The sequence below is a fragment of the Lactobacillus juensis genome, from assembly GCF_036246285.1.
GTDB classification, from domain to species: domain Bacteria; phylum Bacillota; class Bacilli; order Lactobacillales; family Lactobacillaceae; genus Lactobacillus; species Lactobacillus juensis.
The window spans coordinates 67,841-92,406 of sequence record NZ_BTTS01000001.1 but is presented as its reverse complement, the minus strand read 5'-3'; the positions used below and the strand labels follow the sequence as shown (position 1 = coordinate 92,406).

The following is a 24,566-nucleotide window of genomic DNA, read 5'->3' as shown; positions in this document are numbered from 1 at the left end:
TTAAAAACAAGACTTAAATTAAATAAAAGGTCTATTTTGATGCACTCTCGTACCAAAATAGGCTTTTTTTGTGGAGGTTTTAATGGAAAAAGCAGTATTTGTAGCTTTGGACTTTGACAACCAAAATGATGTTCTTGAATTGCTAACAAAGCTAGGTCATCCCCAAGAAACATACTTAAAGATTGGTATGGAACTTTATTATCATTATGGATCAGAATTTGTAAAGAGTTTAGTAAAACAAGGATATCAGATTTTTTTAGATCTTAAATTACATGATATTCCTAATACAGTTTATCAAGCTGCAAGACAGATTGCTCAATTAGGTATTTTATGCACAACAGTACATGCTTTGGGCGGAAGTGAAATGATTTTAGCCGCAAAAAAGGGCTTGATAGATGGAACACCAACTGGAAATGAAACTCCCAAATTACTAGCAGTTACAGAATTGACCTCAATTTCAGAAAAAATTTTGGCAAATGAACAAAACTGTTCATTATCAATGGCAGAGCAAGTAGTTAGTCTGGCACAAACTGCAAAAAAAGCAGGTGCAGATGGTGTGATATGTTCGCCACTTGAAGTGAAAAATCTTAAAAATCAGGTTGGTTCTGATTTTTTATACGTCACACCAGGAATCAGATTGTCAAATAGTACCACTGATGATCAAAAGCGTATAGCCACACCACAAAAAGCAAAAGAATTTGGTTCAAGTGCTCTTGTAGTGGGTCGACCAATTACGCAGGCTGAAGATCCCGCTTTAGTTTATCGAGAAATTAAAAAGGAGTTTGAGTAAAATGCATCAAGATCAAATTATTAATAAGTTAGTTGAAGAAAAAATTATTACGATATCACCTGACAAACCCTACACTTATGCAAGTGGTATGTTATCTCCCATTTATACTGATTTAAGATTAACTGTTTCCTATCCAGACTTGCGTAACTGGATTGCTTCAGATTTAGCAGCTCTTATTAAAGAAAAATATCCAGATGTAAGTATAATCGGTGGCGTTGCTACTGCCGGAATTCCCCATGCAGCCTGGGTAGCCACTAAATTGCACTTGCCAATGATTTATGTACGCCCAAAGCCAAAAGATCATGGTAAAGGTAAACAAATTGAAGGTCGCTTTAATAGCAACGATCAAATTGTACTAATCGACGATTTAATTACAACTGGTGGCTCAGTTATTAATGCAGTAAAAGCAACTGAAAAAGAAGGCGGCAATGTAATCGGCGTAAGCTCAATATTTACCTATTATTTAAAAGATACTAAAGCTAACTTTGCTCAAGCTAACGTTGACTATAGTCCTTTGTTAACATATCCTGAACTATTGCAAAAAGAAAAAGAGATGAAATACATAACTTCAACAGAATATGAAGCTTTAAAGACATGGCACGAAGATCCTTGGGAATGGGGTAAAAAGTTCCAATAAAAAGCAAAGCCAATTATATTATGAGATATTAAAAACTGACCAATCTTTTACTAAGACAAGATTAGTCAGTTTTTCTTTTATTTAAAAAGGTTTAATGGTGCCTTATTGCACCGTTCAAACGAACGCGGTAATGGAAATAAACCAATATCATAAACGGTATTAAAATTAACTGTACTAAATAAAAGTATTTAACTGGTAATAAGTCATTTATAAATCCCATGATTATAGGACCGAAAGCCATGCCAAAGTCAAGACCTAAGTAAAATGTGCTACTTGCTAAGCCCTGCTCACTAATTGGCGCTAAGAGCATTGCAGTTGACTGTAAAACTGAATACATTAGACCATAACCAATAGCCATAAAAGCAGCTGCGAGAGCCATTATCCAGTTATTTTTCATTGTTGCCAGCAAAATCAGGTAAATAAGGGTGGCAGCAACACTAAACCAAAACCAAGTGCCAAATTTAACAGTATCAAAGAGATTTTTTAAAACTATTCGAATAAGCAATAGTACAACAGCATAAATTAAAAAATAGGAGCCTACATTTACACTCAAATGACGCTCTTCAACGTAAGTAACCAGATCAGCTTGTGTGGCAAAATAAGGGAAGGCAAACAAAGTAGTGAGCATTGCTATAGGCAATACGTTTTTTTGAATAATTTTAAGATGCAAAAATGATTTTTTCTGTTCTGATTGTTTAACTTTTTTAGGTTTTGCCTTATTGCCAACAAATTGAATTATAATGACCATTAAAAGGGCCGAAACTGCAGAAGCAATAATAGCAGTTCTGTATCCTGTTTTTTGATAAGTACTAATAGCCAGTGCCGGAGCAACAGCCATCGCAAGTGCATTCATCAGACCATAAAATCCCATTGCCTGACCAACGTGAGCACGTGGTACCAAAAAGGCAAGCCAAGTCGTCATGCAAACGGTGCAAAGAACATAGCCTGAACCGTTAATTAACCGAAAAAGGAGCAACCAATTGCTTGCCGGTGCTATTACGTAGCCGGTTACACCGACCACTATGAGAATTCCGCCGATAAAAGATAAACGGTATTTTGAAAATTTATCTGTCAAATTGCCAGCAATCGGTCGTAAAAACATTGCAGCTATACTCATAATTCCCACAATTAAGCCTGCAAAGCCACTACTAGCTCCCAAACTTTTAGCATAGCCGTTAATCAGAGGGTTCACAAACATGGTACTAAACATAAAAAAGAATGAAGCTGCCATAACTAATAATACATCTTTAGTATAAACCGTTTTTCCTTTTGTCATTTTTACCTCACTTACTTTAAACTTGACTTATCTATTCTATCACTTAAAGGTTGGCATATAACAAAATGAACTAAAAAGACGATCTTAAGTTAAAACATGCAATTACATGTGACCAGGAGTTATTTTGCTTAATATTTGACATCCTTTTTAAAGTCATATGATTTGGCCAAAAAAGGTTGTATGAGAGTTCAATACAACCTTTAAACTAGTGTATATGTGATTTTAAGATGTTTATTCATAGAAGAATTTTATAATTAAATCTACATGTGTGTAATATTTTTACTTAATTAAGGCAAAAATTTTACAAATTTAAACTTCTTTCTTTAATATTAGTAATTATAGTAGTGAGTTGAATTTACCTTATTTGACTTCTCTCGCTACTAATTTCTGCGTTAAGGATAAATATAATCTTTAGCATGATTAAACACTTTATAAATTTATTCCTAACATTGTATTTCGGAAAGCAACTTCAATTGATTACTCCATTGAGGTTGCTTTTTTTACTACATAACATATCCTTTCTTAAACTATTAATTAAAATTTTAAATTCAAATATCTATCCTAAATTATTTAAAATAACACTACCTCTCTAATATTATGTCTAATATATGTTAAATTAATTAGATAATATAATCCTAATAAATGAAGTCTTAAATGTCAATAAATTATTAAATTTTAAAAATATGTTTTCATTACAAAATATTATAAATAAATTTACATAAAATTTAAATAACAAAAAATATTATATTTTTCAAATAAATATAAAATATAATAAGTATTTTATAGAGTTTAATTGCATATATTTTTATTATAAATAACGCTAATAATATTATATGTAATAAAAATAAGTTAAATATTTATTATTATTTTGAAAACGCACACAAAAAGTTGTATGTCTAATTAATCCTTATTTTATTACTATTATTTCTAATAATAAAATAAAAAAATAATTACATAATAGCAGTTAATTAATATTTATAATTTGTTATTAAATAAAATTAATGCTTGCATCTATAATTTTAAGTATTTTTGAACGATTTCTAAATTTATCGCAATACTTGAGCAATTACATATCGGTTACTTTTTAAATTTAATAACTTCCCGCTAAAAAAGTGAAGAGAAATACCATTTATATGCGGCTAAAGAGAATATTAGTTATTCTAATTATTTTCAACTAGTTGAAAAATTACTTAATGGCTAATTGGTCTAGTTAAAAAACTTTTCTAAAATAAAAAACGTCAAGCTAAATTGTAGCTTGACATTATAATATTGGGCACATGCAAGAAAAATAATTAGCCCGTTCTTTATCAGACTTTACATTATTTCCCTAATTAATAAATTTCCAGTTTTTAAATTTCGCTCTTATTATAAAACTAAAACAAAATTTTTTAGTAGCCCATATAACGATTTCTTTCCCAGTCAGAAACAGTTTGAGTGTATTGGGACCATTCTAATTCTTTAGAATCAATGAAACTTTGAGTCAAATGTTCACCCAGAGCTGCTTGAATTAATTTATCCTTTTTAAAGGCTTTTAAGGCATTGTGCAATGTTGAAGGAAGTGGCTTTATTCCCATCTCATTAAGTTGTTCCTCACTTAAATCAAATAAGTTGCACGTAACAGGATCCATAGGCATCTTTTCTTCCTTAATTCCGGCCATTCCTGCACTTAAACATGCGGCTAAAAGCAAATATGGGTTAGCTGTAGGATCAGCAGAGCGCATTTCAAGACGAGTATTTAATTCCCCTGCAGAAGGTACTCTAACCATAGGAGAACGATTCTTTGAAGCCCAAGAAATATATACTGGAGCCTCAAAACCCGGAATTAAACGCTTGTATGAGTTAACAGTCGGGTTGCCAACTGCTGTAATGGCGCGTGCATGCTCCAAAATACCATTTAAAAAGTATAAAGCAGTCTTGGATAAATGATATTTATTATTTTTATCATAAAACGCATTTTTATTGCCTTTGAATAAAGACATGTTGGTATGCATCCCGTTACCAGCTTGACCTTGCAAGGGCTTAGCCATAAATGTGGCAAACAGCCGATGTTTCTTAGCTATTTCACGCACAATCATTTTAAAAGTTTGCACACGATCAGCAGTTGTCAACGCATCATCAAATCTGAAATCAATTTCCTGCTGACCATCCCCTACTTCGTGGTGTGCAGCTTCCACTTCAAAACCGATACTTTCCAAAGTTTCAACAATATCTCGGCGACAACTTGCACTTTCATCGTTTGAGGTTAAATCAAAATACGAGGCATGGTCTGGAACCTGAGTAGTCCAATTACCATTTTCATCAAGTTTAAGTAAATGAAATTCGGCTTCAAAACCAATATCAAAAGCAGTAAAGCCCAATTCTTTCATTTGACCAATAACTCTTTTAAGATTATTTCGTGGATCACCTGCAAAAGGTTCACCATCAGTAGTATGAACAGAACAAGTTAAGCAACCAATTTTACCACCTGTACTGTCACCCCAAGGCAAAACGGACCAGGTGGAAAAATCTGGATATAATATCATATCACTTTCTTCCAAACGAACAAATCCGTCAATTGAAGAACCATCAAAGCGCACGTCATTTTCTAAAACCTTGTCTAACTGACTATTTGGAACTTCAACTGCTTTTAATGTTCCATTAATATCTGTGAAAGCCAGTCTAATAAATCTGACATCATCTTCTTTGACACTTTTCCTTATGTCATCTGCTGAAATTTTCTTTGTCATGTTTCTCCACCTAAAAAATCACACAATAATTGGTACAGTCTAAACTAGAAATTTTATTCTTGTTTAAAACTAGACTTAAGATTAGCAAATGATTAAAACCTTGTAAAGTGGTCTAACAAAAAATAGCAAAACTTTACCAAACTTTTACTTTACATTTATAAATATCTTTGATTAATTCTCGAAAAATAATTCATTAACTGCATTGGTAATCGCAATTTTTACATGAGCATAAGTTAATCCGCCCTGCATATATAAGGCATAAGGTGGTCTAATTGGACCATCCCCAGAAAATTCAATACTTGCACCTTCAATAAATGAACCATCAGCCATAATTACTTGATCTTCATATCCAGTATCATTACTTGGAATAGGATCAACGAATGAATTAATTGGCGAGTTTTTCTGTAAAGTTTTGGCAAATCTGATCATTTTGTCCTTGTCATGAAAAATTACTGTTTGAATTAAGTCAGTTCTGTTTTCATTCCACTTAGGAGAAACTTCTAAGCCCATCTTTTCTAATAAAGCTGACGCATAAATTGCACCTTTAATTGCATTACCAGTCACACTTGGTGATACAAAAAGGCCCTCAAAATAATCAAGATTATTGTTTAAACTGGCTCCTTCTTCGCGACCAATCCCACCTGCTGTGAGCCTTACCGCAGTATTCTCAATTAGTTCATGCTTACCAACAACATAGCCACCTATTTTGGCCAATCCGCCGCCAGCATTTTTAATTAAAGAACCAGCCATTAAATCGGCACCATATTCAGTAGGTTCATGTTGTTCAGAGAATTCTCCATAACAATTATCTACAAAAATGATGCTCTTAGGTGAAACTTCCCTGATCATTTTAATCATTGGCTTGATTTTTCCCACTGTAAAACTCGGTCTGGTATTATAGCCTCGTGAACGCTGAATAACAACCATTTTAGGTTGGTGTTTTGTCAACAAATTTCGTGCAGAAGCAAAATCAACACTGCCGTCAGGTAATAAATCAACATGAGAGAACTTAACGCCATATTGCTTCAAACTGCCACGACCGTTGCCGGCAATTCCAATAACTTGTTGCAATGTATCATAAGGCATCCCAGTTAAATAGGTTAATTCATCACCTGGGAGCAGATTGCCTGCCATTGCAGTGGCTAAAGTATGGGTACCAGAAACAAATTGCGAACGGACTAAAGCATCTTCAGTGTTAAAAATTTGTGCGTAAATACGATCTAGCTTATCTCGACCGCTGTCATCAGACCCATAACCAGTGCTGCCAATTAAATCAGATTCAGCAACAGCCTTATCTTTAAAAGCTTCTAAAACTTTATTTTGATTAAATAAGATATTTTGATCAATTTTTGCTAATTGGGGTGCTATCTGCTTGTCCGTCTCAGCTACTATTTTATTTAATTTTTCTGGCCAGTTATTCATTTAACCATTCCTCAACTTTCTGTTTAATTTCATTTAAACAATTCGGATCTTTAAGTGGATCAAACCAAGTGACAGGTAATTGATGACGAAAATACGTCAGCTGCCTCTTAGCATATCTTCTTGAAGCTGTTTTTAAATTTGAAACGCAATTTTCAAGGCTATCTTGTTTTTTAAAATAAGGAAAAAATTCTTTATAACCGATAGCCTGCAGGATCGTATATTCATAAGCCCTATTTTGATAAATAAAATTTGCTTCTTCAAGCAAGCCTTGTTTCATCATTTGATCAACACGCTCATTGATCCTACGGTAAATTACAGTGCGGTTAGAATTGAGACCAATGATAAGGTAATCATATCTTGGTTCTATGTTTTTTTGCTGCTGAGAAAATTTTTTCCCTGTACGCTCTATTACTGTTAGTGCCCGTAAAACGCGTCGGGTATTATTTAAAGGAATTTTTTGAGCGGCATCTGGATCTCGCTTATCTAATTCCGCCCACAATTCATTTTTTCCCTGTTCCTGCAAAAATTTTTCCCATTTATCTGTAATCACTGCTTCTTGGTGAGATGGTTCTCCTAATTGCATTTTGTTTAAAAGTGCATTGACATAAAAACCGGTACCACCTACTAAAAGTGGTAGCTTATTTTGGGCACTGATTTGCTCAACAGCCTTTTCCGCCTGCTCAATGAAATCTACCACAGAATACGGCTCAAAAACTGATCGAGTATCAACAAGATAATGTCGAATCGTCTTTTGTTCTGTTGGAGTTGCTTTAGCTGTTCCAATAGCCACCTCTTTATAAACCTGCATTGAATCACCCGAAATTATTTCAGCATTTATTTTTTGAGCAAGCTGAATTGCCAAAGAGGTCTTTCCAATTGCGGTTGGCCCAACGATTGCCAAAACTTTTTGCATCTTTTTCCTCATTTAATTAATAATATAGAAAAAACACGTTTGAAAAATCAACAAACATGTTTTCTAATCAATATTTGGATTTTTTTGTACGACCGTCCCATTCATCAAAACCATTTTTTAACCATTTAATAGACGAAAAGTTCTTTTTCTGTAGAAATCTGGCAGCACGTAAAGTAACTGATAAAGAATCGGAATATAAATAAACCGGAAGGTCCGACCTTAATTCAGTATATTGATACTTAAGCATCGTGTATGGCAAATTTCTGGCACCATCAATGTGTTTTCTCTTGAAAGGCTCTTTTTCACGTAAATCCACTACCTGAGCTTTACGCATTCCCTTATTAAATTCATCATTAGACAAGTCTCCACCGCCCAGGCGCTTAGTCTGTATTTTATTCCATAACCAAACTGCAATGAAGGCTAAAATTACAATAATTAAAACTGCATCTAGAATAAATAAAAATGTTGACATAAATTGTATTTCTCCTACTAAAAGTTTCTAAAAACAATATACCCTTAATCAAGCTTAAGAGTCAGGCTTATTGCCTTTTCTGCGTTCTTCATATTCGTATTCTCGTCGCAGTATTATTTTTGCAACTAAATAATCATGCTTATCGATTAAATGCGAACGATTGATGTTATCTAGTTCAAGAGCCATCAGTTCAATATCCCAAATTCTCTTTCCTACATGGACAAAAATGCCGTATTTTTCCAAAAGCTGTTGTACATCATACAGAGTTTTCATTATAAGTTGATTACCATACCCATTCTGACAGCTGCCACACAATAAATTATCAAAGCACAAACTGCAACAACGCGCATTTTTATTGAATAATTTCTTAAATTTTTTTCACCCAAAATAACAGCAATTAAAAATCCGGCTATAAAACCGCCAATATGTCCCGGGATATCGATATTAGGAGCAAAAAGATCAAGGCCTATATTAATCAATGCCAGCCAGAATGACTGTCTGCCGAGATAAACAAGAATTGGATTCGTACGATTTTGCAATGCAATAGCAGTCATTGCTCCAAAAAGGCCGAATAAAGCCGTTGAAGCTCCAGCACTAATTGCGTTATCATTTCCCCAAGCCAGGCTTAAAAGATTTCCACCAATACCTGAAAGTAAATAGATGGCTAAAAAACGCCAATGACCTATTATGGTTTCCATATAAACACCTAGGTAATAAATCATCACTGCATTTGATATTAAATGCATAATTCCAATATGCAAAAATTGTGCAGTAAACAGGCGCCACCACTGATTACCTATAATGATAGCATCATTTTTCATAGCCCCCATTTTCATTAAAACATAAATATTTTCGGAGCCACCTATTGCAGTTTCAATTAAAAAGACCAAAAAAAGAATAACCAATATACTGACAGTTATATAACAATTTTTCAGGTTTTGTCGCTGGTTCATAATAGCCTCAGTTATTTCGATAAAATTGCTTCAGGAGTGATAATTGTTTGAATTGGAACATCAGTTGCTTCTATTTTCCAAGCTGCAGTTTCAAAAATCATCTTCGAATTGACCAAAGCTACTGTCTTTGAACTAGGATGTTTTGCCAAAAAGCGATCATAATAGCCCCCACCAAAGCCTAAACGTTGATGCGAATCCAAAGCAAAAGCTAATCCAGGCACAATAATTAAGTCAAGATCATTATTAATCTGAGCGTCCGGTTCACTTACTTCAGCAACACCAAATTTGGACTTAGTTAACTTAGTCATATAACTATAATAAATAAAATCTTGTGAACGTTCACTGTTATCATTAGCCCGTGCTAAATAAACATCTTTTCCTTGATCCCAAAGCTGAGCAATTAGACCTGAGGTATCTACCTCATAAGTAAGAGAAGAAGTTATCCCAATGCTTTGGCATTTGTCAAGGAGTTCAGAATTCATAATATTCTTTAGTAGAACCTGATCTTCAGCATTCTTTTCAGCGGTTTCCGCAAAGCTGCTTAATTTTTCAACTTGTTGTTGTCTAATTTCTTTTTTTAATTTTGTCATGATTCTTCCATATAAAAAATAGCAGGAGCATAGGCTCCTGCCATATTGGTTAATTACTTAGTTTCACGATGAAGAGTAGTATGTCTTTCAACTGGGCAATACTTCTTCAAACTTAAACGTTCCGGATGCTTACGCTTGTTTTTCTTAGATAAGTAACTTCTATCGCCACATTCGGTGCATTCCAAAATGATGTTATCTGCCATTTCTTTCACCACCTACGCTTTTATTCTGACTGTATTATCTTAGCATTTTTCCTTTATTATTACCAGTAATATTCACAAAATTCTACTTTTTATGTAATTTAAAGTAGTCTTGTACCATTGCTTTCGTCATTTGTAGTGTGTAGGAACCTTCCAGTTCGGGATCAAGTCCCGGAAATATTACCGCTGTTGCTATTTCGGGATTATTTGATGGCGCATAGCCGACAAAAGTTGCATTAACCAGCTCAGGCGGATTTTTTTGGTTAGGATTATCTGGATCGTAATAAAATGTCTGTGCTGTTCCTGATTTACCGGAAATAGAAGGTTTCACGTTTTTTAATTTATGTGCGGTACCCCATGAATTTGTGCCATGAACAACGCGCCAAAAGCCTTGTCTGACAATATTCAGTTCATCTGAAGTCCAGGGTATCCGTAACTGAACTTCTGGCTTTTTATTGTAATCCACATAAATTTTTTTGCCATTATTTGAAGTTCGACCAATTGATTGCACAACGTATGGCTGCATTCTATAGCCGCCGTTAGCAATAGTAGAAACATACTGCGCCATTTGAATCAGGGTATAAGCATCATAGTTGCCGTAAGACAAGTCTAACACGGACCCCGAAAGAACTAATCCTTGATCATTAAATGATTTACCTTGAATTCCTGAAATTTCGCCCGGCAAATCAATACCAGTCTTTTGTCCCAATCCAAACATATTAAAATTATGCCGTAAAGGTTCGAACGCTGTTTGGGGCATATGGATAAAACTCTTGGGAACATAATCAGCTTTAATCCATTTCATTGCTAAATGCATCATGTAGATATTACTGGAAACTTCGAGTGCAGTTTCTGCATCAAGTGCACCAAATGTACCTATTGGATAAACTGATTTTTTAACAGGGGTACTTGGCAAATAAATTGGTGTATCGGGCATTACATTATTTGTTGGAGTAATTATTTTGTTAATTAATCCACCACCGACCATTGCACCTTTAACAGCTGAGCCCATTACAAAAGACTGATTAATTACGCCTAAGGCATTATTAGTAGTTTTATTCTTTTTAGGGTCACGATTGATACCTGCCATAGCTAAAATAGCGCCAGTTTTAGGATTCATGGCAACAGCATAGGCTCCATTTGAATAGTGAGCAGCACCGGAACCAACAGCTCCAGCATAAATTTTTTCCAATGAACTTTGGACTTCTTTTTGATATTTAGCATCAAGAGTCAAAACCAAACTTGCACCGGCTTGACCAGAATATACCGATTTCGATTGTTCAATATCGCCTGAATTTTTAGTCCAAACTTTACTCGTAGCTTTCGTTCCCTTTAGCAGTGGTTCATATTTTTCTTCCAAATATGACGTACCTACTCTGTCATTTCTAGAATAGCCATTGGTTAGATAATATTGTAAATTATCACTAGGTAAACCAGCCTTCTCCGTTGATACAGAGCCAATAATACTGCGAATAGAAGAACCGTTGGGATATGATCTTTGCCAGTCAGTACCAATACCTACACCAGGCAAATCTGAAAGATGCTCACCTACTTCTGCAATTTCTTTGTCTGTCAGATGATTATTTTTAATATAAATAGTAGAAAGAGTATAAGCACCAGAAATCTTATTGTAAATTAGAGCTGCTGTTTTCTCACGTGCACTTAATTTAACATGTTCAGCACTAACTTGCTCTTGTATTCTTTTATTAATTAAATTATCATCCTGAGTTTCTCTGACAGATTTAGGAACTTTAGCAGCTTCTTTAGCACTATTTTTTTTATTAGCCAAATAATAATCAATTACTTGCTGCTGTGTCGGTTTTTCGTCTTTAATTGAAATATATTGACTAAGAGAATTTGAAATTGTATAAATGTCTTCACTCGTAGTAGAAACACTTTTGGTATAAGTAATAGCATTTTTAGCTTTATTTCCTACCAATACGCGTCCTTTACTGTCATACATAACTCCGCGAGGAACCTGACTGGAAACAACAGCAGAATTAGATTTTTGCACTTCAGCCTTGAAGCGTGAACCATAGCCAATTTGCAAATAAGCCAGTTGCCCAATTAATGTAGCAAAAAGGACAAAAATAATTCCCAAAATTATCTTCATTCTAATTGGAGTAGAAGCTTGTTTTTTGGAATTATCATTTTTAGTCTTCAGTTTTTTCTTAAAAAAATTCAATTAGACTCATCCTCACTAAACTAGTGTAATTTTAGCAAAAACTAGATGACAAATCTATTGAGATGTTAACTTTTTGAAAAAACTTTAATAGATAACGTGTAAAAGGCAAATAATAAACTGGTTATAAACACTTTATGAAAAAATCTTCTGTAAATTTTCCATTTGTAATAAAATATTGGTGGGATAAAAAATTTAGAAAGAAGATCAAACTATGACACTTAAATATCAAATTGGGGTTGACGCTGGTGGAACCCATACTATGGCAATTGCATATGACTTAAAAGGTCAGGAACTGGCACGTGCTAAAGCAGGACCAGGTCAGGTAAACACAAATTATGAAAGTGCAATAACCAATATTACCAATACTATAAACAAGTTAATTGATGAAATTGACGGAGATTGCCAACGTATCTTATGTGGAATGGCTGGCTTATCTGTAGTTGGTCATGCACCTGAAGTAGCAGCTGAAATTTCGGCAAAAGTTAATAACTTACCGACTAGGGCAATTACTGATTCCCTTTTAGCCCTTTATAATGGCCTTGAAGGTGAAGATGGTGGTTTAGTAATTGCAGGGACTGGTTCTGTTTTTAATGGTTTACAAAATGGCAGAATTATCACCACTGGTGGATATGGCGCTATTCTAGGTGATGAAGGTTCTGGATACGCCATTGCACTATCAGCTTTGAAGTCAGCCTTGCTTAGTTGGGACAAACGTGAAAAAAACGAACTAATTCCAATGTTCAATAAATTGTTCAATGTTGACAACCTCAACGACGCTACTGCTAAATTTTATAAGACAGCAAATGCTGACTTTGCTTCAATGGCAGTTAATGTAGCTCAACAAGCCGATAACGGCAATTCTTTTGCTTTAAAAGTAATCAAGGAACAAGCAGAACTTCTTGCACGTGACATTATTATTGGCATGGATCGTTATGAAGACCCTAAACCAATGAAAATTGCATTGACCGGCTCTGTACTCGCCAACAACCATATGCTGCGAGATTTTCTTGAAAACAAAGTTCGGGAAAAATATCCGGACGCACAATTCTCAATTTCTAACGGTGAAAATGCTCGTGGTGTGGTCTTTGATAAAAGCAAAGATTACCGCTACTTTACCAGTCACTAGAATAATCATAAAAAAAGACCAGAACATATTCATTTACGAAAACGTATATGTTCTGGTCTTAATTTTTAATTTATTGCAAATAATAAAACATTCATGTAAAGGCTGCTAACTATTCTTCAACCTTGTTAATTACCACGTCAAACTTGCCACCAGGAGTTGAAATAGTTACCGTTTCGCCTTTTTTCTTACCTAAAATCGCTTGGGCAATTGGAGAATCATTAGAGATTTTACCATTCATTGGATCAGATTCATCGCTGCCAACGATGGTGTAAGTTTCTGGTTCATCTTCACCAACTTCAGTATAAGTAACGGTTTTACCCACTGCAACTTCATCTGGATCGCTAGAGTTAGCATCAACCACATGAGCATATTTGAGCATTTCTTCAACAACACTAATCCGGTCTTCTAAATGACTTTGTTCATCTTTAGCTGCATCATACTCAGAATTTTCAGATAAATCTCCATAAGAACGAGCAACCTTGATTCTTTCAATTACTTCAGGCCGTTTTACAACTTTTAAATTTTTTAATTCTGCTTCCAGTTTCTCTTTACCTTCAGCAGTCATTGGATATGATTTTTCAGGCATAAAATTTTCTACTCCTTAAAGTTAAAATTCTTTCTGCTTGGTCTATAATATTAACTTAAACTTTTAATGTCAACCATTAACGTATTTCCGCTTTAAGCAGCTTTGTGAGACTTGAATCAATAGAATTCATTGCCTCGTTAACAACTGAATCAGTTAATGTCTCATTTTCATTTAAAAACGTTAGACGATATGCAAAACTCTTTTTATCATCAGCAATATGAGACCCGCGATATACATCAATAATGCGCAAATCATGGAGATACTTGCCACCATTTTCTTTGATGACAGCTTCAACGGCTTGATTAGTAGTATCTTGATCCACCAAAATTGAAAGATCACGTTCAACGGCAGGGAATTTTGGTGCGGTTTGTGCAGTTGTTTGCGGGTTCAATATCAGGGGCACGATGGTATCAAGATCCAATTCATAGCCGTAGATTTCACTACCTTTCATTGTTTTGCTGGTTTCAGTTACTGGGCGACCAATCATTCCAATCATACCCACATAATTGCCTTTAATGTATATGCCAGCTGTTCTTGTAGGGTGCATAGCCATTATTATTTCAGCTTTATATTCAACATCATTTAAATCAATGCCCATTGCTAAAAATAAATTTGTCAGTTGACCTTTAACAAAGAAGAAATCAATTTTTTCATTATCGTGTTGCCAATTTTCAAAGAAAGCGTTACCGGTATAAAGTGTAGCCAAATGCTCGTGTTCATTATAGGTATTGTTTTCGTAATCATAGACACGTCCTTGCTCAAAAATTGCCAATTGATTTTGTTTACGAGCCATATTGTAACTAGCAGCATCAACCAGGCCTGTCATTAAATTTTGCCTTAGAGTTGATCGACTTGAATTTAAAGGCATTTGCACTTTAACAAGTTTCTTAGGCTCCTTTGTAAAAGCAATTGCTTTTTCAGGGGACGTTAATGAATATGAAATTGCTTCTATTAGCCCTTGACCACGAACAATATCTTTAATGTGTCTAATTGTTTCTTCAGTCTTGGAATAGCCACCATGGGTCTCAGCTAAAACTGGTTGTGTGGACTTGATATTGTCATAGCCATATAGGCGCCCAACTTCTTCAACCAAATCAGCCGGAATAGAAATATCCCAGCGCCTCGCAGGTACATCGACAGTTAGCTCATCACTATTTATTTCAGCCTTGAAATTCAAGCGGTTAAAAATAGCAGCTATCTCTGCTGGAGTAATTTTAGTACCCAAAACTTTATTAATGTAAGAAATAGTTGTCTTGATTTGTACTGGTTGTCTTTTTTCAGCACTACCCGTAATCACGCCCTGGTCAATCTTTCCTGAAGCGTCGTTACGTAATAATAAAGCAGCCATATCTAATGCTTTTGTCGTCGCATCCCAGTTGACGCCTTTTTCATAACGACTAGAAGCTTCCGTTCTATTAGCATGACGCAGGGCAGCTTTTCTAATTAAAGTAGGATCGAAAATAGCGGATTCTAACAAAACATCAGTAGTATCAGCTTCAATTTCTGAATTTAGGCCACCCATAACTCCAGCCATCATCACAACTTTTTTGCCATTAGTAATAACAATGTCTTCAGGATCAAGGTCGACCTCCTTATTGTTTAAAAGCGTCAATTTTTCGTTTTCATTAGCTTTTCTAACCACCAACTTATTAGAGGCAAAAGCACGGGCATCATAGCTGTGCATTGGCTGGCCTGTTAAAAGCATAATATAATTCGTTACGTCAACTACATTATTAATTGGTCTAATACCGGCGTTCCATAGCCGTCTTTGCAACCAAAGTGGACTGTCGCCTATTTTCACATTAGTAATTTTGCGCAAATAAAACTTGGGTGCAAGCTTGGAATCCACTTCTACTGTGAAATCTTGGGTCCAGTCCGGACCATCTTCTTTGAGAGTTACATCTTCAACTTGGACTGGTTTGTCGCTGATAGCTCCAACCTCATAGGCTGATCCTTCCATTGATAACGTATCAGCGCGATTAGGTGTAATGTCAAAGTCAAAAATATAGTCATCCATACCCAGAGGCTCAAAGGCTGATTGCCCCGGTTTTAAGCCTGCATCTTGCGGAAAAACATAAATACCATTGGCGTATTTTTCAGGAACGACATTATCAGGAAATCCTATTTCCTGTAAACCGCAAATCATTCCATTAGATTCAGTTCCACGTAATCTACTTTTTTTAATTTTTACATTATTGGCAATTCTGGCTCCAGGTAGTGCCACAATAACATCTTCTCCTGCGGCAACATTTGGTGCACCGCAAACAATTTGATGAGTCTCGCTTTCACCAACATCGACATGAGTTAAATTTAGATGAGTGCCAGCAATAGGTTTACAGTCAATAATATGGCCAACAACCAGTTTTTTCATACCTTCTTCAGGATGTTTGACTTCGGCTATTTCAACACCTGTACGTGTTATCTTTTCAGCTAAATCCTTGGGATCTTGATCTAACTTAATAAAATCTTTTAACCAATTGTATGAAACTAGCATTTATCTTTCCTCCCTGCTGAATTGTTCTAAGAAACGGACATCATTTGTGTAAAAATCACGAATGTCATCAATGCCATATTTAAGAATAGCAAAACGATCTAAGCCTACGCCAAAGGCAAAGCCGCCATAAACATTAGGATCAACCCCAGCATTTTGCAAAACGTTAGGGTGAACCATACCGGCACCTAAAACTTCTATCCAACCAGTATACTTACAAATAGAGCAACCCTTGCCATTGCAATTAAAGCAGGAAACATCCATTTCAACTGATGGCTCAGTAAAAGGAAAGTAGCTGGGACGCAATCGGGTTTCCCGATCTTGGCCGAAAATATGCTTGGCCATTAACTCTAAAGTACCCTTTAAGTCACCCATCGTAATGTTTTTGTCTACTACCATACCTTCCATCTGCATAAACTGGTGTGAGTGAGTAGCATCATCATCATCGCGGCGATAAACTTTACCAGGTCCAACCATTTTTAAAGGACCCTTAGCAAAATCATGTTTTTCCAAAACTCGGGCTTGGTCTCCAGAAGTCTGTGAACGTAATAAATCTTCTGCATCAATATAAAAAGTTTCCTGCATATCCCTTGCTGGGTGATCTTTTGGTAAATTCATCATTTCAAAGCAGTAGTGGTCTGTTTCAATTTCTGGTCCTTGTACTACTTCATAACCCATACCAATAAAATATTTTTCAAGGTCATCCAAAATAATATTGATAGGATGCTTGGTACCTAAGTGCATTTCCCGTCCAGGTAAAGTGACATCTATTTTTTCTTTTTCCAGTTGTTCTTTAACTAAGGCCTCTACTATCTCAGTTTTTGCATCATCAAGCCTACTGTTAAAAAGATCACGCAGTTTATTAACTCTTTGTCCTACTTCACGACGATCACTTGGGGCAACATCTTTCATCGAATGAAGAATTTCAGTTAACTCGCTTTTGCGCCCCATTAACTTGACGCGAACGTCATTTAGCATTTTCTCATTTTTAGCCGTACTGATCTCAGCTAAACCTTTTTCACGCAGTTCTTTTAACCTGTCAAACAAGTCCATAACTTTTTCCTTTCAAATCAAATAAAAAAGCTTCATCCCAAAAGGGACGAAGCTTCGCGGTACCACCCTAGTTTGGGCACCAAAATGCCCACACTCAAAATTCGCTAACGGTGAATACCGGAATGGATTAGATTCTACTAGTAAGATGAAATTCACAGTTCCGTTTAAACCTTTCTTTCAGCTCAATAAAAAGGTCTCTCTGACTAAATGATTGCTGCTACTAGTCTTACTCTTCGTAATTAGTTATTAGAATATATCTTTTTTAAAAAACATGCAAGAGGATTAGACAAATTAGACCCATTTATCGGCCCAACCATGAATTTGATCAAAAACGGGCTTTAATTCTTCACCCTTTTGTGTCAGACTGTAAGAAATAATTTTTGTTTTACCGTCAACTGAACGGTTAACAATATCTTCTTTTTCTAATTCCTTTAATCTTTCAACTAAAACACGGTCAGAGCAAGGCAGCACACATTGTGCTAAATCTTTAAAGCGCATATAATCTCCGGCACAGAGTGAACTAATAATTAAACCGTTCCACTTTTTACCAATAATTTTAAATGCGTTAATAAAATGTTTACAGTACTCATAATTAGGAGCACCACAATTAGCACAATTTTTGTCCTTAATACCTTGAGGCATGATACCGTCCCTCCCACAAGAAAGTGTCTGTTTCGCCTTTTATTATATTAAATATACTTACTAAAAACAAGCATTAATAGTTAAGAGAAATAGTAAATAATGATACCTGCTGCCACAGCAGCATTTAAAGATTCGGCTTGACCTTTGATAGGAATATATAATTTCTGATCACAGATTTCTGCTACTTCTGAAGTAACCCCATGTGCTTCGTTACCAATAACAATACCAACTTGTGGTACTTTTTTAAATTCTGGTAATTCCTTAGCATTTTTATCTAACATACTTGAATAAATTGGTATTGTATTATCCTGCATTTCTTTTATAACCGTTGATAAGTTTTCAGTAATTACATTGATATGGAATTGACTGCCCTGCATTGCGCGTTGCGTCTTGGGATTATAGATGTCAACACTTTCAGGGGATAAAACGACTCCATTAAATCCCGCTGCATCTGCAGTTCTGATGATTGTTCCCACATTTCCAGGATCTGCCAGATGATCTAGCAATACCCACTTACCAAAATTAAAATGGTAATTTTGCGGTTGACTAATTTTTAATACCATAAAAATATTTTGAGAATTTTTGGTACTTGCAAGATGGTGAGCAACGGAAAAATTGATTATGACAGTTTTTTTGCTTGTCACTAATTGGGGAAAAATATCTTTGATCTCAGCTAAAGCTTCCTCAGTCCCTAAAAGATACTCGTAGCTTTTTTTTGCTTTGAAGGCCTCTGTAACCAAGTGAAAGCCTTCAATCATATATAATCCATTTTCTTGGCGATATTTTTTTTGTTTTAATTTAGTTAAATTTTTTATTAGCTTATTATTTACGGAACTTATTTGTTCTGACATCTAAATCTCTTCTTTCATCTTTATCAATATATTATTTTAATTTCAAGCTGATAAAATGTTAAAATCAAGAAAGCAGGACTAGGAAGGATTATTATGGGATTTTTTAACAAGCACATGAACAAAAGAAAAAGCAATCCGACCAATGATTCAAAAGAAACTTGGCAGTTAACTGTTTCAGGTATCGTTCAAGGTGTAGGTTTTCGCTGGAGCGTGTTAAACCTTGCTCAAAAAATGGGGATGACTGGCAGTGTTCGCAATAACAGTGATGAAACTGTCACAATTACTTTACAAGCTGAATTAAGCCGAGTCAATCAATTTTGTTCTGAGTTGCCTAAGAATATTTCTCAATTTGCGCGAATTTCAAATATTAAAAAAGAAAAACTAACAAAAGTAAGCAAAATGAGCGGTTTTCATGTATTATATTAGTTATTGGCAAAAAATAATAATTGGGTGAATTGAATGAAAAAATTTCGCAAATATATCGGATTAATTACTGTTTGCTTAGCAGTCATGTTATTTGTGACTGCTTGTGCACAAAATGGAGGAGTTAATAAGCCGCCAACAGGCTTTATATACGGGTCGATTTATAAGTTTATTGGTAAGCCGATGCAGAATATCATGCTCTACTTCTCTAACCTCATAGGTGGAGCTAATGGGGCTGGCTGGGCCATTATCATAATGACATTTGTAGTTAGAATGATTCTCTTGCCGTTAATGCTTAATCAGCAAAAGAAATCAACTACCCAGCAAGAAAAAATGGCACGCCTGCAACCGCAGATGAAGCTAATTCAGGATACTATGAAGCGCAAAGATCTCAACCAGGACCAACAAATGACATTGGCTGGCTGGCAGCGTGAACTATATTCCAGTAACCACTTATCGTTAACAGGTGGAATGGGGTGTTTGCCATTAATTATCCAGTTTCCAATTATGATTGGAATTTACGATGCAGTGATGTACTCACAAAGCTTGGCTAGTTCTTCATTCTTTGGCATTTCATTAAGTAGCAGATCCATCTCGGTAACTGTTATCGCAACTATTTTTGCATTCTTACAAGGTTACCTTTCACTTGTTGGCATACCGCAGGAGCAAAAAAAGCAAATGCAGTCAATGATGCTCATGAATCCTATTATGACGCTCTTCATCTGCCTTTCGGTTTCTGGGTCAGTTGCTTTATATTGGGCAGCTGGTAACATCTTCTCTGTTATTCAGCAACTGATCGTTTCCTTCGTTATTATGCCTAAAGTTAAAAAAGAGGTTGATGAAGAATTAAAACGTGAACCTATCAAAGAAGTAGTAACAAAAGAAAAAGTAGACGAGCTTCTTAATGTTAAAACGGCTTCTCCGGTTCAGTCTGAGCAAACGAAAGAATTGCACGAAAAGTTACGTAATCGTAACAAAGGAAAACAACAAAAACGACACTAGTTGTTGATTTATAAATTCAGAAGCAAAAAGACCTTTTAAGTCTAAATTTGATTACATTGAACAAATAATCAATAGACTTAAAAGGTCTTTTTTAATTAGTTTCTTTTTGATCTTTCTTTGCTTTTTCAGCTTGTTCACGTTTATGCAGTTTTTCGGATTGAGACTTTGAAAGTGCCGGAAATTGCATTATAAACTGACTACCCTGTCCTTCAACAGATTCAACACTGATTTTTCCATGATAACTATTAACTAATTTTTGCGCGATTGATAAACCTAAACCGTTACCGCCCTTTTCCCTTGTTCTTGCTTTATCAACTCTGTAAAATCTATTGAAAATTTTACTTTGTTCCTTTTCGGAAATACCTTCACCAAAATCTTGAACTATAATATGCACGTCATCTTGTGATAAGCCAGCTGATACGTTAATTTCCTTGCGATCTGTAGAATATTTAATACCGTTATCAATTAAAATAACAAGTAATTGTTCAAGGTGCCCTTGATGAATTTGGATTTCCGTAGCACTTGGCAAATCATCCATGTCCAGCCTGATGGCAAAATCCTTGTGAACAAGTGACATATCACCAACGACCCGTTTTAGAACATCTGAAACCTTGGTGACTGCATTAGGATACTGCACATTAATTTGTTCCGCACGTGTTAAATCCAACATTTCTTGAATTAAATGTTGCATCCTTTTAGCTTCTTGTAAAGAGGCATCTATTGATTCTTCCAAAATCTCCGGATCGTCCTTACCCCAGCGTTTGAGCATGTTTAAATGACCTTCAATTACCGCAACAGGTGTGCGTAGCTCATGAGACACATCGCCCACGAATTCTTTTTGCTGATCAATATAGCGTTGCATCCGATCTAGCATTTGGTTAAAAGAAACTGCTAATTCTTGCAATTCATCATGACGGTGAAAATCCCTGATTCTGGCTGTACTATTAGGATCATCATTGACTTCCATAGCAACCCGGGACATTTCTTTTACAGGCTTAACAATGTCGCGAACAATTATATAAGCTACTAATGTAAAAAATACGATGGCAATTAAAGAAATTCTCACCATCCACTTTAAAAGGTCTTTCATTAACCCGTTATAGTAGGTCATTTTATTGGCAACAACAATATATCCTGTAACTTTTCCTGAATGAGCAGCTCTAACCTTTTGATAAGTAATTAATTCTTGTTTATGATTCTTATTAACGCGAGTCATCTCATAGTCACTTTTTATTTTTTTAAAAGGTAAAATTTTGCCACCATTATCAAAGACATCCTCTTGTCTAAGGTTATAAACGACGACACTCAAATCAGGGTTCGTCAGTGATGACAACAAGTCGTCATTAAATGCACTGCTTTTGCGTTCGTCAGAACCTATCGGTGGATTGCCTTTTAATACTTCTCTGGTCGATGGTGTTAATGCAGGAACAACATTTGCAATTTCTAACTGATTTGGAATTCTGTTCAAACTACTATTGAGTTTGCTTACCATCTCATTAGATGTCTGCTTTTGCTGGACCATCGATTGCTGACCAACAAATGAATATATTATTACGGAAAAAACAATAAAAGAGACCATAATCGTCAAGGCAACGACACTAACCCACCGTAATACAAGCGATGAGTGCTTGGTCTCTTTTGATCTATTTTTACTTCTTTTCATCATCCTCATCTCTTACCATGTATCCAGTTCCACGAACCGTCTTGATATATGATTGTTTGCCAGGAACGTCAATTTTATTGCGTAAATAACGTACATAAACTTCGACAACGTTAGTTTCGATATTTGAGCCCGGACCCCAAATTTTTGCGAGCAACTGATCACGGCTAACAACGTTATTTTTATTCTTAATCAAGGTCATGAGCAAGTTATATTCACGCTTAGTTAAATCAACGGCTTTACCATCGCCACGACGAACAATTCTGTTAGCAGTTTCAATAGTAAGGTCTTTAAATTTAACCACTTTCTTCTCAACTGAATCGTCTGAAGCATCTTTTTCAATCTTGACACGACGTAAAACTGCACGTAAGCGAGCTAAAAGTTCTTCAATTGCAAATGGCTTAACAATATAATCATCGGCACCATGATCAAGACCAGAAACACGGTCAATAACAGAATCGCGTGCAGTCATCATAATGATTGGTGTGCTCTTAACTTGACGAACTCGACGGGCAATTTCTAAACCGTTAAGATCAGGAAGCATAAGATCTAGCAGAATCGCATCAAAGTCTTCTTTTAAAGCCAAATCTAAGGCCTTACGACCATTACTTTCAACCACGGTATCATATTTTTCATGTTTTAATTCCAATTCCACAAAACGCGCCAAATTTTTTTCATCTTCAACAATTAATATTCTTGCCATTTTTCGTCATCCTTTTAAAACTTAATTTTGATTAATTTAATTTAATTCTTGTCAACAAGTAAAGCATACTTTAAAAATGCTTTTAAAACAAGATTAAAAACCAGCATTTCAACAATACTGATTTCTAATTATATTTAATTATTCTTATTTAACTAATTGTGGTTCTCATTATTTTCTTTAAATAAATCTTTTAATTTAGCAAAGGCAGGGTTTATTTGCTCCTTTTCTTTCTTATCAAACTCGTCTTCTGAAATCACAGCCCAACCTTTTCCTTCAGGATAAATATTTTGTTCTCTTTCTTCTGCAGTCAAAATTATAGTTGGAATATTCAGTAAAATATTGTCTTCAATTGCTTTTTGCAAGTTAATAACTTCGTTTTTTACTTTTACGATTGGGATGTCACTTTCAGCAATTTCTTCTTTAGCCACATCTACATCCGTATAATTCTCACTAAAGCGAAAATTTTCTGTATATTCAACAGGATTCAAACTACGGCTAGAAGGAACAATCAGACTGGCTTGGACTTGAAAGTCTCCTGTAACATATGGTTGATTGTAAAATGCATCACCTGAAACGGTCACATTATCAACTCGATAAACTAAGCCATGACTTCGCTTGATAAATTCCTCTGTTAATTCAAGCTCGCATTCAATATGGGTCAGAGGTTCATTACTATTTTTTATTTGAATAAAATTTAAAGTTAACATTTAGACCTCCAGCGGACGTTGACCAAAGTTTTGATCAACTGCCATAAGTTGCTCAAAAAAGCGATCAACCCGTAATTGTAATTTCATTGAACCATTTTTAGTATTTTTTTGATCAACCTTCGAAATAATATTCGCAGATGTTTTTTTCCTAATTTCTTTAAGATATTTTCTCCCAAGTTTGCTGTAGCCTAGAAGTAGAAGCGATTCATAGTTAAAGCTATCAATCATGTCTTCCTGAGTTACATTTAAAAGTGTATAAAGGCTAAGACGGCGCAAGCGCGAATATGTATAACGCTTTGACTTAACTCTTCGCAAAAATTCCGTAAAGGTTTGTGCTGCATGAATTTCATGTTTCATTTTATACTCCAGACCTTCACTCATTTGGTATATTCTTCTCAATTCTGAAACTGAAGAAGATTCCAACCTATACTTCAAAAAGGGAAACAGCAGATTCCAATTTGGATAATTTTTCTGTTGGAATAAAAGCTGTACCTCTTTTTTAGGCAGCCATTGCTCTAAAGTATAATTAGTCTCATTATGGAGAATCATATTGCGAATTGCACTGGCACTTTGAACAACTTTGTTGCTCTGCAAAACATCGTCATGTCCGGCACCAATCCGATTAACTGGATGCAAAACTAAGGGAGTTCCCAGATTATGATTAGCAACAGCATAAGCCAAAGCAAGAATCGCATTGGGCTCACTAACTTCATGACCAACTTCTCTTGCTACCATTTGGTTATATTGGGTTGAATAAGTTTGACTGTAATCATTAAAGTCCATATGACTTTGTGGGATTTCAGCAATCTTACTACCTAAATAAGCATAATTTTGTGTAGCATCTTCAACACCAAAAATTAAGTCAGTAACGCCAACTTTGACCAATTGATCTATACTGCCAAGTGCAAACAAATCAGCTGGTTCAACCGAAGTGGAAAATGGCAGTTCAAATACTAAATCAGCTCCACTTTCAAGCGCTGCTTGCGTGCGAGACCACTTATCCATAATTGCCATTTCCCCACGTTGAACATAATTGCCTGACATGACAACAATGATTGGGTCCTTACTGCCTGCAATATATCGAGCCTGATTCATTAAAAATTCATGCCCACTATGGAAGGGATTGTATTCCGCTATGATCCCTACTACACTCATTGT

General features: G+C 35.3%; 24 protein-coding genes and 1 other annotated feature. Of the genes, 5 read left to right on the top strand and 19 right to left on the bottom strand.

What is annotated here, in order from left to right:
- Positions 1–82 precede the first annotated feature (82 nt).
- Positions 83–790 carry an orotidine-5'-phosphate decarboxylase gene (pyrF, locus tag AAA926_RS00485; RefSeq protein WP_198178897.1) on the top strand — a complete coding sequence of 236 codons (708 nt, stop codon included), beginning with the start codon at positions 83–85 and terminating at the stop codon, positions 788–790.
- A gap of 1 nt (position 791) precedes the next feature.
- Complete coding sequence (pyrE, locus tag AAA926_RS00480; protein WP_198178895.1) at positions 792–1,427, top strand: orotate phosphoribosyltransferase; 636 nt, start codon at positions 792–794, stop codon at positions 1,425–1,427.
- A gap of 91 nt (positions 1,428–1,518) precedes the next feature.
- Here the strand turns inward: pyrE and AAA926_RS00475 are convergent, their stop codons facing one another.
- The 10 genes from AAA926_RS00475 to AAA926_RS00430 form a co-directional block, all read right to left on the bottom strand.
- Entirely contained in the window at positions 1,519–2,703 is a 1,185-nt protein-coding gene (locus tag AAA926_RS00475) for an MFS transporter (protein ID WP_198178893.1), read from the bottom strand.
- Positions 2,704–4,091: 1,388 nt separating this feature from the next.
- Positions 4,092–5,429: a type I glutamate--ammonia ligase gene (gene glnA, locus AAA926_RS00470; RefSeq protein ID WP_198178891.1), complete on the bottom strand. Its 1,338-nt coding sequence runs from the start codon at positions 5,427–5,429 to the stop codon at positions 4,092–4,094.
- 171 nt (positions 5,430–5,600) lie between these two features.
- Entirely contained in the window at positions 5,601–6,851 is a 1,251-nt protein-coding gene (locus AAA926_RS00465; protein ID WP_198178889.1) for a methionine gamma-lyase family protein, read from the bottom strand.
- On the bottom strand, positions 6,844–7,764 hold the full coding sequence (miaA, locus tag AAA926_RS00460; protein WP_198178886.1) for a tRNA (adenosine(37)-N6)-dimethylallyltransferase MiaA: 921 nt from the start codon (positions 7,762–7,764) through the stop codon (positions 6,844–6,846). Before miaA ends, AAA926_RS00465 begins: the two co-directional genes overlap by 8 nt.
- 67 nt (positions 7,765–7,831) lie before the next feature.
- Positions 7,832–8,236 carry a rhodanese-like domain-containing protein gene (locus AAA926_RS00455; RefSeq protein WP_198178884.1) on the bottom strand — a complete coding sequence of 135 codons (405 nt, stop codon included), beginning with the start codon at positions 8,234–8,236 and terminating at the stop codon, positions 7,832–7,834.
- Positions 8,237–8,290: 54 nt separating this feature from the next.
- Positions 8,291–8,509, bottom strand: a complete 219-nt coding sequence (locus tag AAA926_RS00450) for a YqgQ family protein (RefSeq protein WP_198178882.1) — start codon at positions 8,507–8,509, stop codon at positions 8,291–8,293.
- On the bottom strand, positions 8,509–9,189 hold the full coding sequence (locus AAA926_RS00445) for a rhomboid family intramembrane serine protease (RefSeq protein ID WP_198178880.1): 681 nt from the start codon (positions 9,187–9,189) through the stop codon (positions 8,509–8,511). The genes AAA926_RS00450 and AAA926_RS00445 overlap by 1 nt, the downstream gene beginning before the upstream one ends.
- 11 nt (positions 9,190–9,200) lie before the next feature.
- Entirely contained in the window at positions 9,201–9,779 is a 579-nt protein-coding gene (locus AAA926_RS00440) for a 5-formyltetrahydrofolate cyclo-ligase (protein WP_198178878.1), read from the bottom strand.
- Positions 9,780–9,832: 53 nt separating this feature from the next.
- Positions 9,833–9,982 carry a 50S ribosomal protein L33 gene (rpmG, locus tag AAA926_RS00435; protein WP_081945351.1) on the bottom strand — a complete coding sequence of 50 codons (150 nt, stop codon included), beginning with the start codon at positions 9,980–9,982 and terminating at the stop codon, positions 9,833–9,835.
- Positions 9,983–10,064: 82 nt separating this feature from the next.
- On the bottom strand, positions 10,065–12,164 hold the full coding sequence (locus AAA926_RS00430) for a peptidoglycan D,D-transpeptidase FtsI family protein (RefSeq protein WP_232347671.1): 2,100 nt from the start codon (positions 12,162–12,164) through the stop codon (positions 10,065–10,067).
- 211 nt (positions 12,165–12,375) lie between these two features.
- Here AAA926_RS00430 and AAA926_RS00425 point away from each other — a divergent pair, with 211 nt between their 5' ends.
- Positions 12,376–13,290, top strand: a complete 915-nt coding sequence (locus AAA926_RS00425; protein ID WP_198178876.1) for an N-acetylglucosamine kinase — start codon at positions 12,376–12,378, stop codon at positions 13,288–13,290.
- Between the two features lie 109 nt (positions 13,291–13,399).
- On the opposite strand, the gene greA is transcribed toward AAA926_RS00425, so the two are convergent.
- The 5 genes from greA to AAA926_RS00400 all read right to left on the bottom strand — a co-directional run bounded on the left by greA (position 13,400) and on the right by AAA926_RS00400 (position 18,913).
- Complete coding sequence (gene greA / locus AAA926_RS00420) at positions 13,400–13,876, bottom strand: transcription elongation factor GreA (RefSeq protein ID WP_034980198.1); 477 nt, start codon at positions 13,874–13,876, stop codon at positions 13,400–13,402.
- Between the two features lie 76 nt (positions 13,877–13,952).
- The gene (gene pheT / locus AAA926_RS00415) at positions 13,953–16,370 is read right to left on the bottom strand and encodes a phenylalanine--tRNA ligase subunit beta (protein ID WP_198178874.1); all 2,418 of its coding nucleotides are present in this window, start codon (positions 16,368–16,370) and stop codon (positions 13,953–13,955) included.
- A complete protein-coding gene (gene pheS, locus AAA926_RS00410) occupies positions 16,371–17,420 on the bottom strand; it encodes a phenylalanine--tRNA ligase subunit alpha (RefSeq protein ID WP_198178872.1) in 1,050 nt (349 codons plus the stop codon).
- A gap of 39 nt (positions 17,421–17,459) precedes the next feature.
- Positions 17,460–17,663 (bottom strand) — a binding site (T-box leader).
- A gap of 48 nt (positions 17,664–17,711) precedes the next feature.
- Positions 17,712–18,062, bottom strand: a complete 351-nt coding sequence (locus AAA926_RS00405) for a winged helix-turn-helix transcriptional regulator (RefSeq protein ID WP_198178870.1) — start codon at positions 18,060–18,062, stop codon at positions 17,712–17,714.
- Between the two features lie 80 nt (positions 18,063–18,142).
- Positions 18,143–18,913, bottom strand: coding sequence for a TrmH family RNA methyltransferase (locus AAA926_RS00400; protein WP_338206366.1), 771 nt, complete (start codon positions 18,911–18,913; stop codon positions 18,143–18,145).
- 93 nt (positions 18,914–19,006) lie between these two features.
- Here AAA926_RS00400 and AAA926_RS00395 point away from each other — a divergent pair, with 93 nt between their 5' ends.
- Together AAA926_RS00395 and yidC are read left to right on the top strand one after the other, a co-directional pair.
- Positions 19,007–19,339 (top strand): acylphosphatase, encoded by a 333-nt coding sequence (locus tag AAA926_RS00395; RefSeq protein WP_232347672.1) that lies wholly within the window; start codon positions 19,007–19,009, stop codon positions 19,337–19,339.
- A gap of 33 nt (positions 19,340–19,372) precedes the next feature.
- Positions 19,373–20,338, top strand: coding sequence for a membrane protein insertase YidC (gene yidC / locus AAA926_RS00390; protein WP_198178867.1), 966 nt, complete (start codon positions 19,373–19,375; stop codon positions 20,336–20,338).
- Between the two features lie 91 nt (positions 20,339–20,429).
- Here yidC and AAA926_RS00385 read toward each other — a convergent pair whose 3' ends face one another.
- The 4 genes from AAA926_RS00385 to AAA926_RS00370 form a co-directional block, all read right to left on the bottom strand.
- Positions 20,430–22,010: a HAMP domain-containing sensor histidine kinase gene (locus AAA926_RS00385; RefSeq protein WP_338211665.1), complete on the bottom strand. Its 1,581-nt coding sequence runs from the start codon at positions 22,008–22,010 to the stop codon at positions 20,430–20,432.
- Positions 21,988–22,701, bottom strand: a complete 714-nt coding sequence (locus tag AAA926_RS00380) for a response regulator transcription factor (protein WP_034980187.1) — start codon at positions 22,699–22,701, stop codon at positions 21,988–21,990. The genes AAA926_RS00385 and AAA926_RS00380 overlap by 23 nt, the downstream gene beginning before the upstream one ends.
- A 152-nt stretch (positions 22,702–22,853) precedes the next feature.
- The gene (locus tag AAA926_RS00375; RefSeq protein ID WP_338206364.1) at positions 22,854–23,408 is read right to left on the bottom strand and encodes a YceD family protein; all 555 of its coding nucleotides are present in this window, start codon (positions 23,406–23,408) and stop codon (positions 22,854–22,856) included.
- Positions 23,409–24,563 carry a nucleotidyltransferase gene (locus tag AAA926_RS00370; RefSeq protein WP_198178863.1) on the bottom strand — a complete coding sequence of 385 codons (1,155 nt, stop codon included), beginning with the start codon at positions 24,561–24,563 and terminating at the stop codon, positions 23,409–23,411.
- Positions 24,564–24,566 lie beyond the last annotated feature (3 nt).

Coding starts and splice junctions, on each gene's coding strand:
- pyrF (WP_198178897.1), top strand. CDS start 83: ATGGAAAAAGCAGTATTTGTAGCTTTGGACTTTGACAACCAAAATGAT.
- pyrE (WP_198178895.1), top strand. CDS start 792: ATGCATCAAGATCAAATTATTAATAAGTTAGTTGAAGAAAAAATTATT.
- AAA926_RS00475 (WP_198178893.1), bottom strand. CDS start 2,703: ATGACAAAAGGAAAAACGGTTTATACTAAAGATGTATTATTAGTTATG.
- glnA (WP_198178891.1), bottom strand. CDS start 5,429: ATGACAAAGAAAATTTCAGCAGATGACATAAGGAAAAGTGTCAAAGAA.
- AAA926_RS00465 (WP_198178889.1), bottom strand. CDS start 6,851: ATGAATAACTGGCCAGAAAAATTAAATAAAATAGTAGCTGAGACGGAC.
- miaA (WP_198178886.1), bottom strand. CDS start 7,764: ATGCAAAAAGTTTTGGCAATCGTTGGGCCAACCGCAATTGGAAAGACC.
- AAA926_RS00455 (WP_198178884.1), bottom strand. CDS start 8,236: ATGTCAACATTTTTATTTATTCTAGATGCAGTTTTAATTATTGTAATT.
- AAA926_RS00450 (WP_198178882.1), bottom strand. CDS start 8,509: ATGAAAACTCTGTATGATGTACAACAGCTTTTGGAAAAATACGGCATT.
- AAA926_RS00445 (WP_198178880.1), bottom strand. CDS start 9,189: ATGAACCAGCGACAAAACCTGAAAAATTGTTATATAACTGTCAGTATA.
- AAA926_RS00440 (WP_198178878.1), bottom strand. CDS start 9,779: ATGACAAAATTAAAAAAAGAAATTAGACAACAACAAGTTGAAAAATTA.
- rpmG (WP_081945351.1), bottom strand. CDS start 9,982: ATGGCAGATAACATCATTTTGGAATGCACCGAATGTGGCGATAGAAGT.
- AAA926_RS00425 (WP_198178876.1), top strand. CDS start 12,376: ATGACACTTAAATATCAAATTGGGGTTGACGCTGGTGGAACCCATACT.
- greA (WP_034980198.1), bottom strand. CDS start 13,876: ATGCCTGAAAAATCATATCCAATGACTGCTGAAGGTAAAGAGAAACTG.
- pheT (WP_198178874.1), bottom strand. CDS start 16,370: ATGCTAGTTTCATACAATTGGTTAAAAGATTTTATTAAGTTAGATCAA.
- pheS (WP_198178872.1), bottom strand. CDS start 17,420: ATGGACTTGTTTGACAGGTTAAAAGAACTGCGTGAAAAAGGTTTAGCT.
- AAA926_RS00405 (WP_198178870.1), bottom strand. CDS start 18,062: ATGCCTCAAGGTATTAAGGACAAAAATTGTGCTAATTGTGGTGCTCCT.
- AAA926_RS00400 (WP_338206366.1), bottom strand. CDS start 18,913: ATGTCAGAACAAATAAGTTCCGTAAATAATAAGCTAATAAAAAATTTA.
- AAA926_RS00395 (WP_232347672.1), top strand. CDS start 19,007: ATGGGATTTTTTAACAAGCACATGAACAAAAGAAAAAGCAATCCGACC.
- yidC (WP_198178867.1), top strand. CDS start 19,373: ATGAAAAAATTTCGCAAATATATCGGATTAATTACTGTTTGCTTAGCA.
- AAA926_RS00385 (WP_338211665.1), bottom strand. CDS start 22,010: ATGAGGATGATGAAAAGAAGTAAAAATAGATCAAAAGAGACCAAGCAC.
- AAA926_RS00380 (WP_034980187.1), bottom strand. CDS start 22,701: ATGGCAAGAATATTAATTGTTGAAGATGAAAAAAATTTGGCGCGTTTT.
- AAA926_RS00375 (WP_338206364.1), bottom strand. CDS start 23,408: ATGTTAACTTTAAATTTTATTCAAATAAAAAATAGTAATGAACCTCTG.
- AAA926_RS00370 (WP_198178863.1), bottom strand. CDS start 24,563: ATGAGTGTAGTAGGGATCATAGCGGAATACAATCCCTTCCATAGTGGG.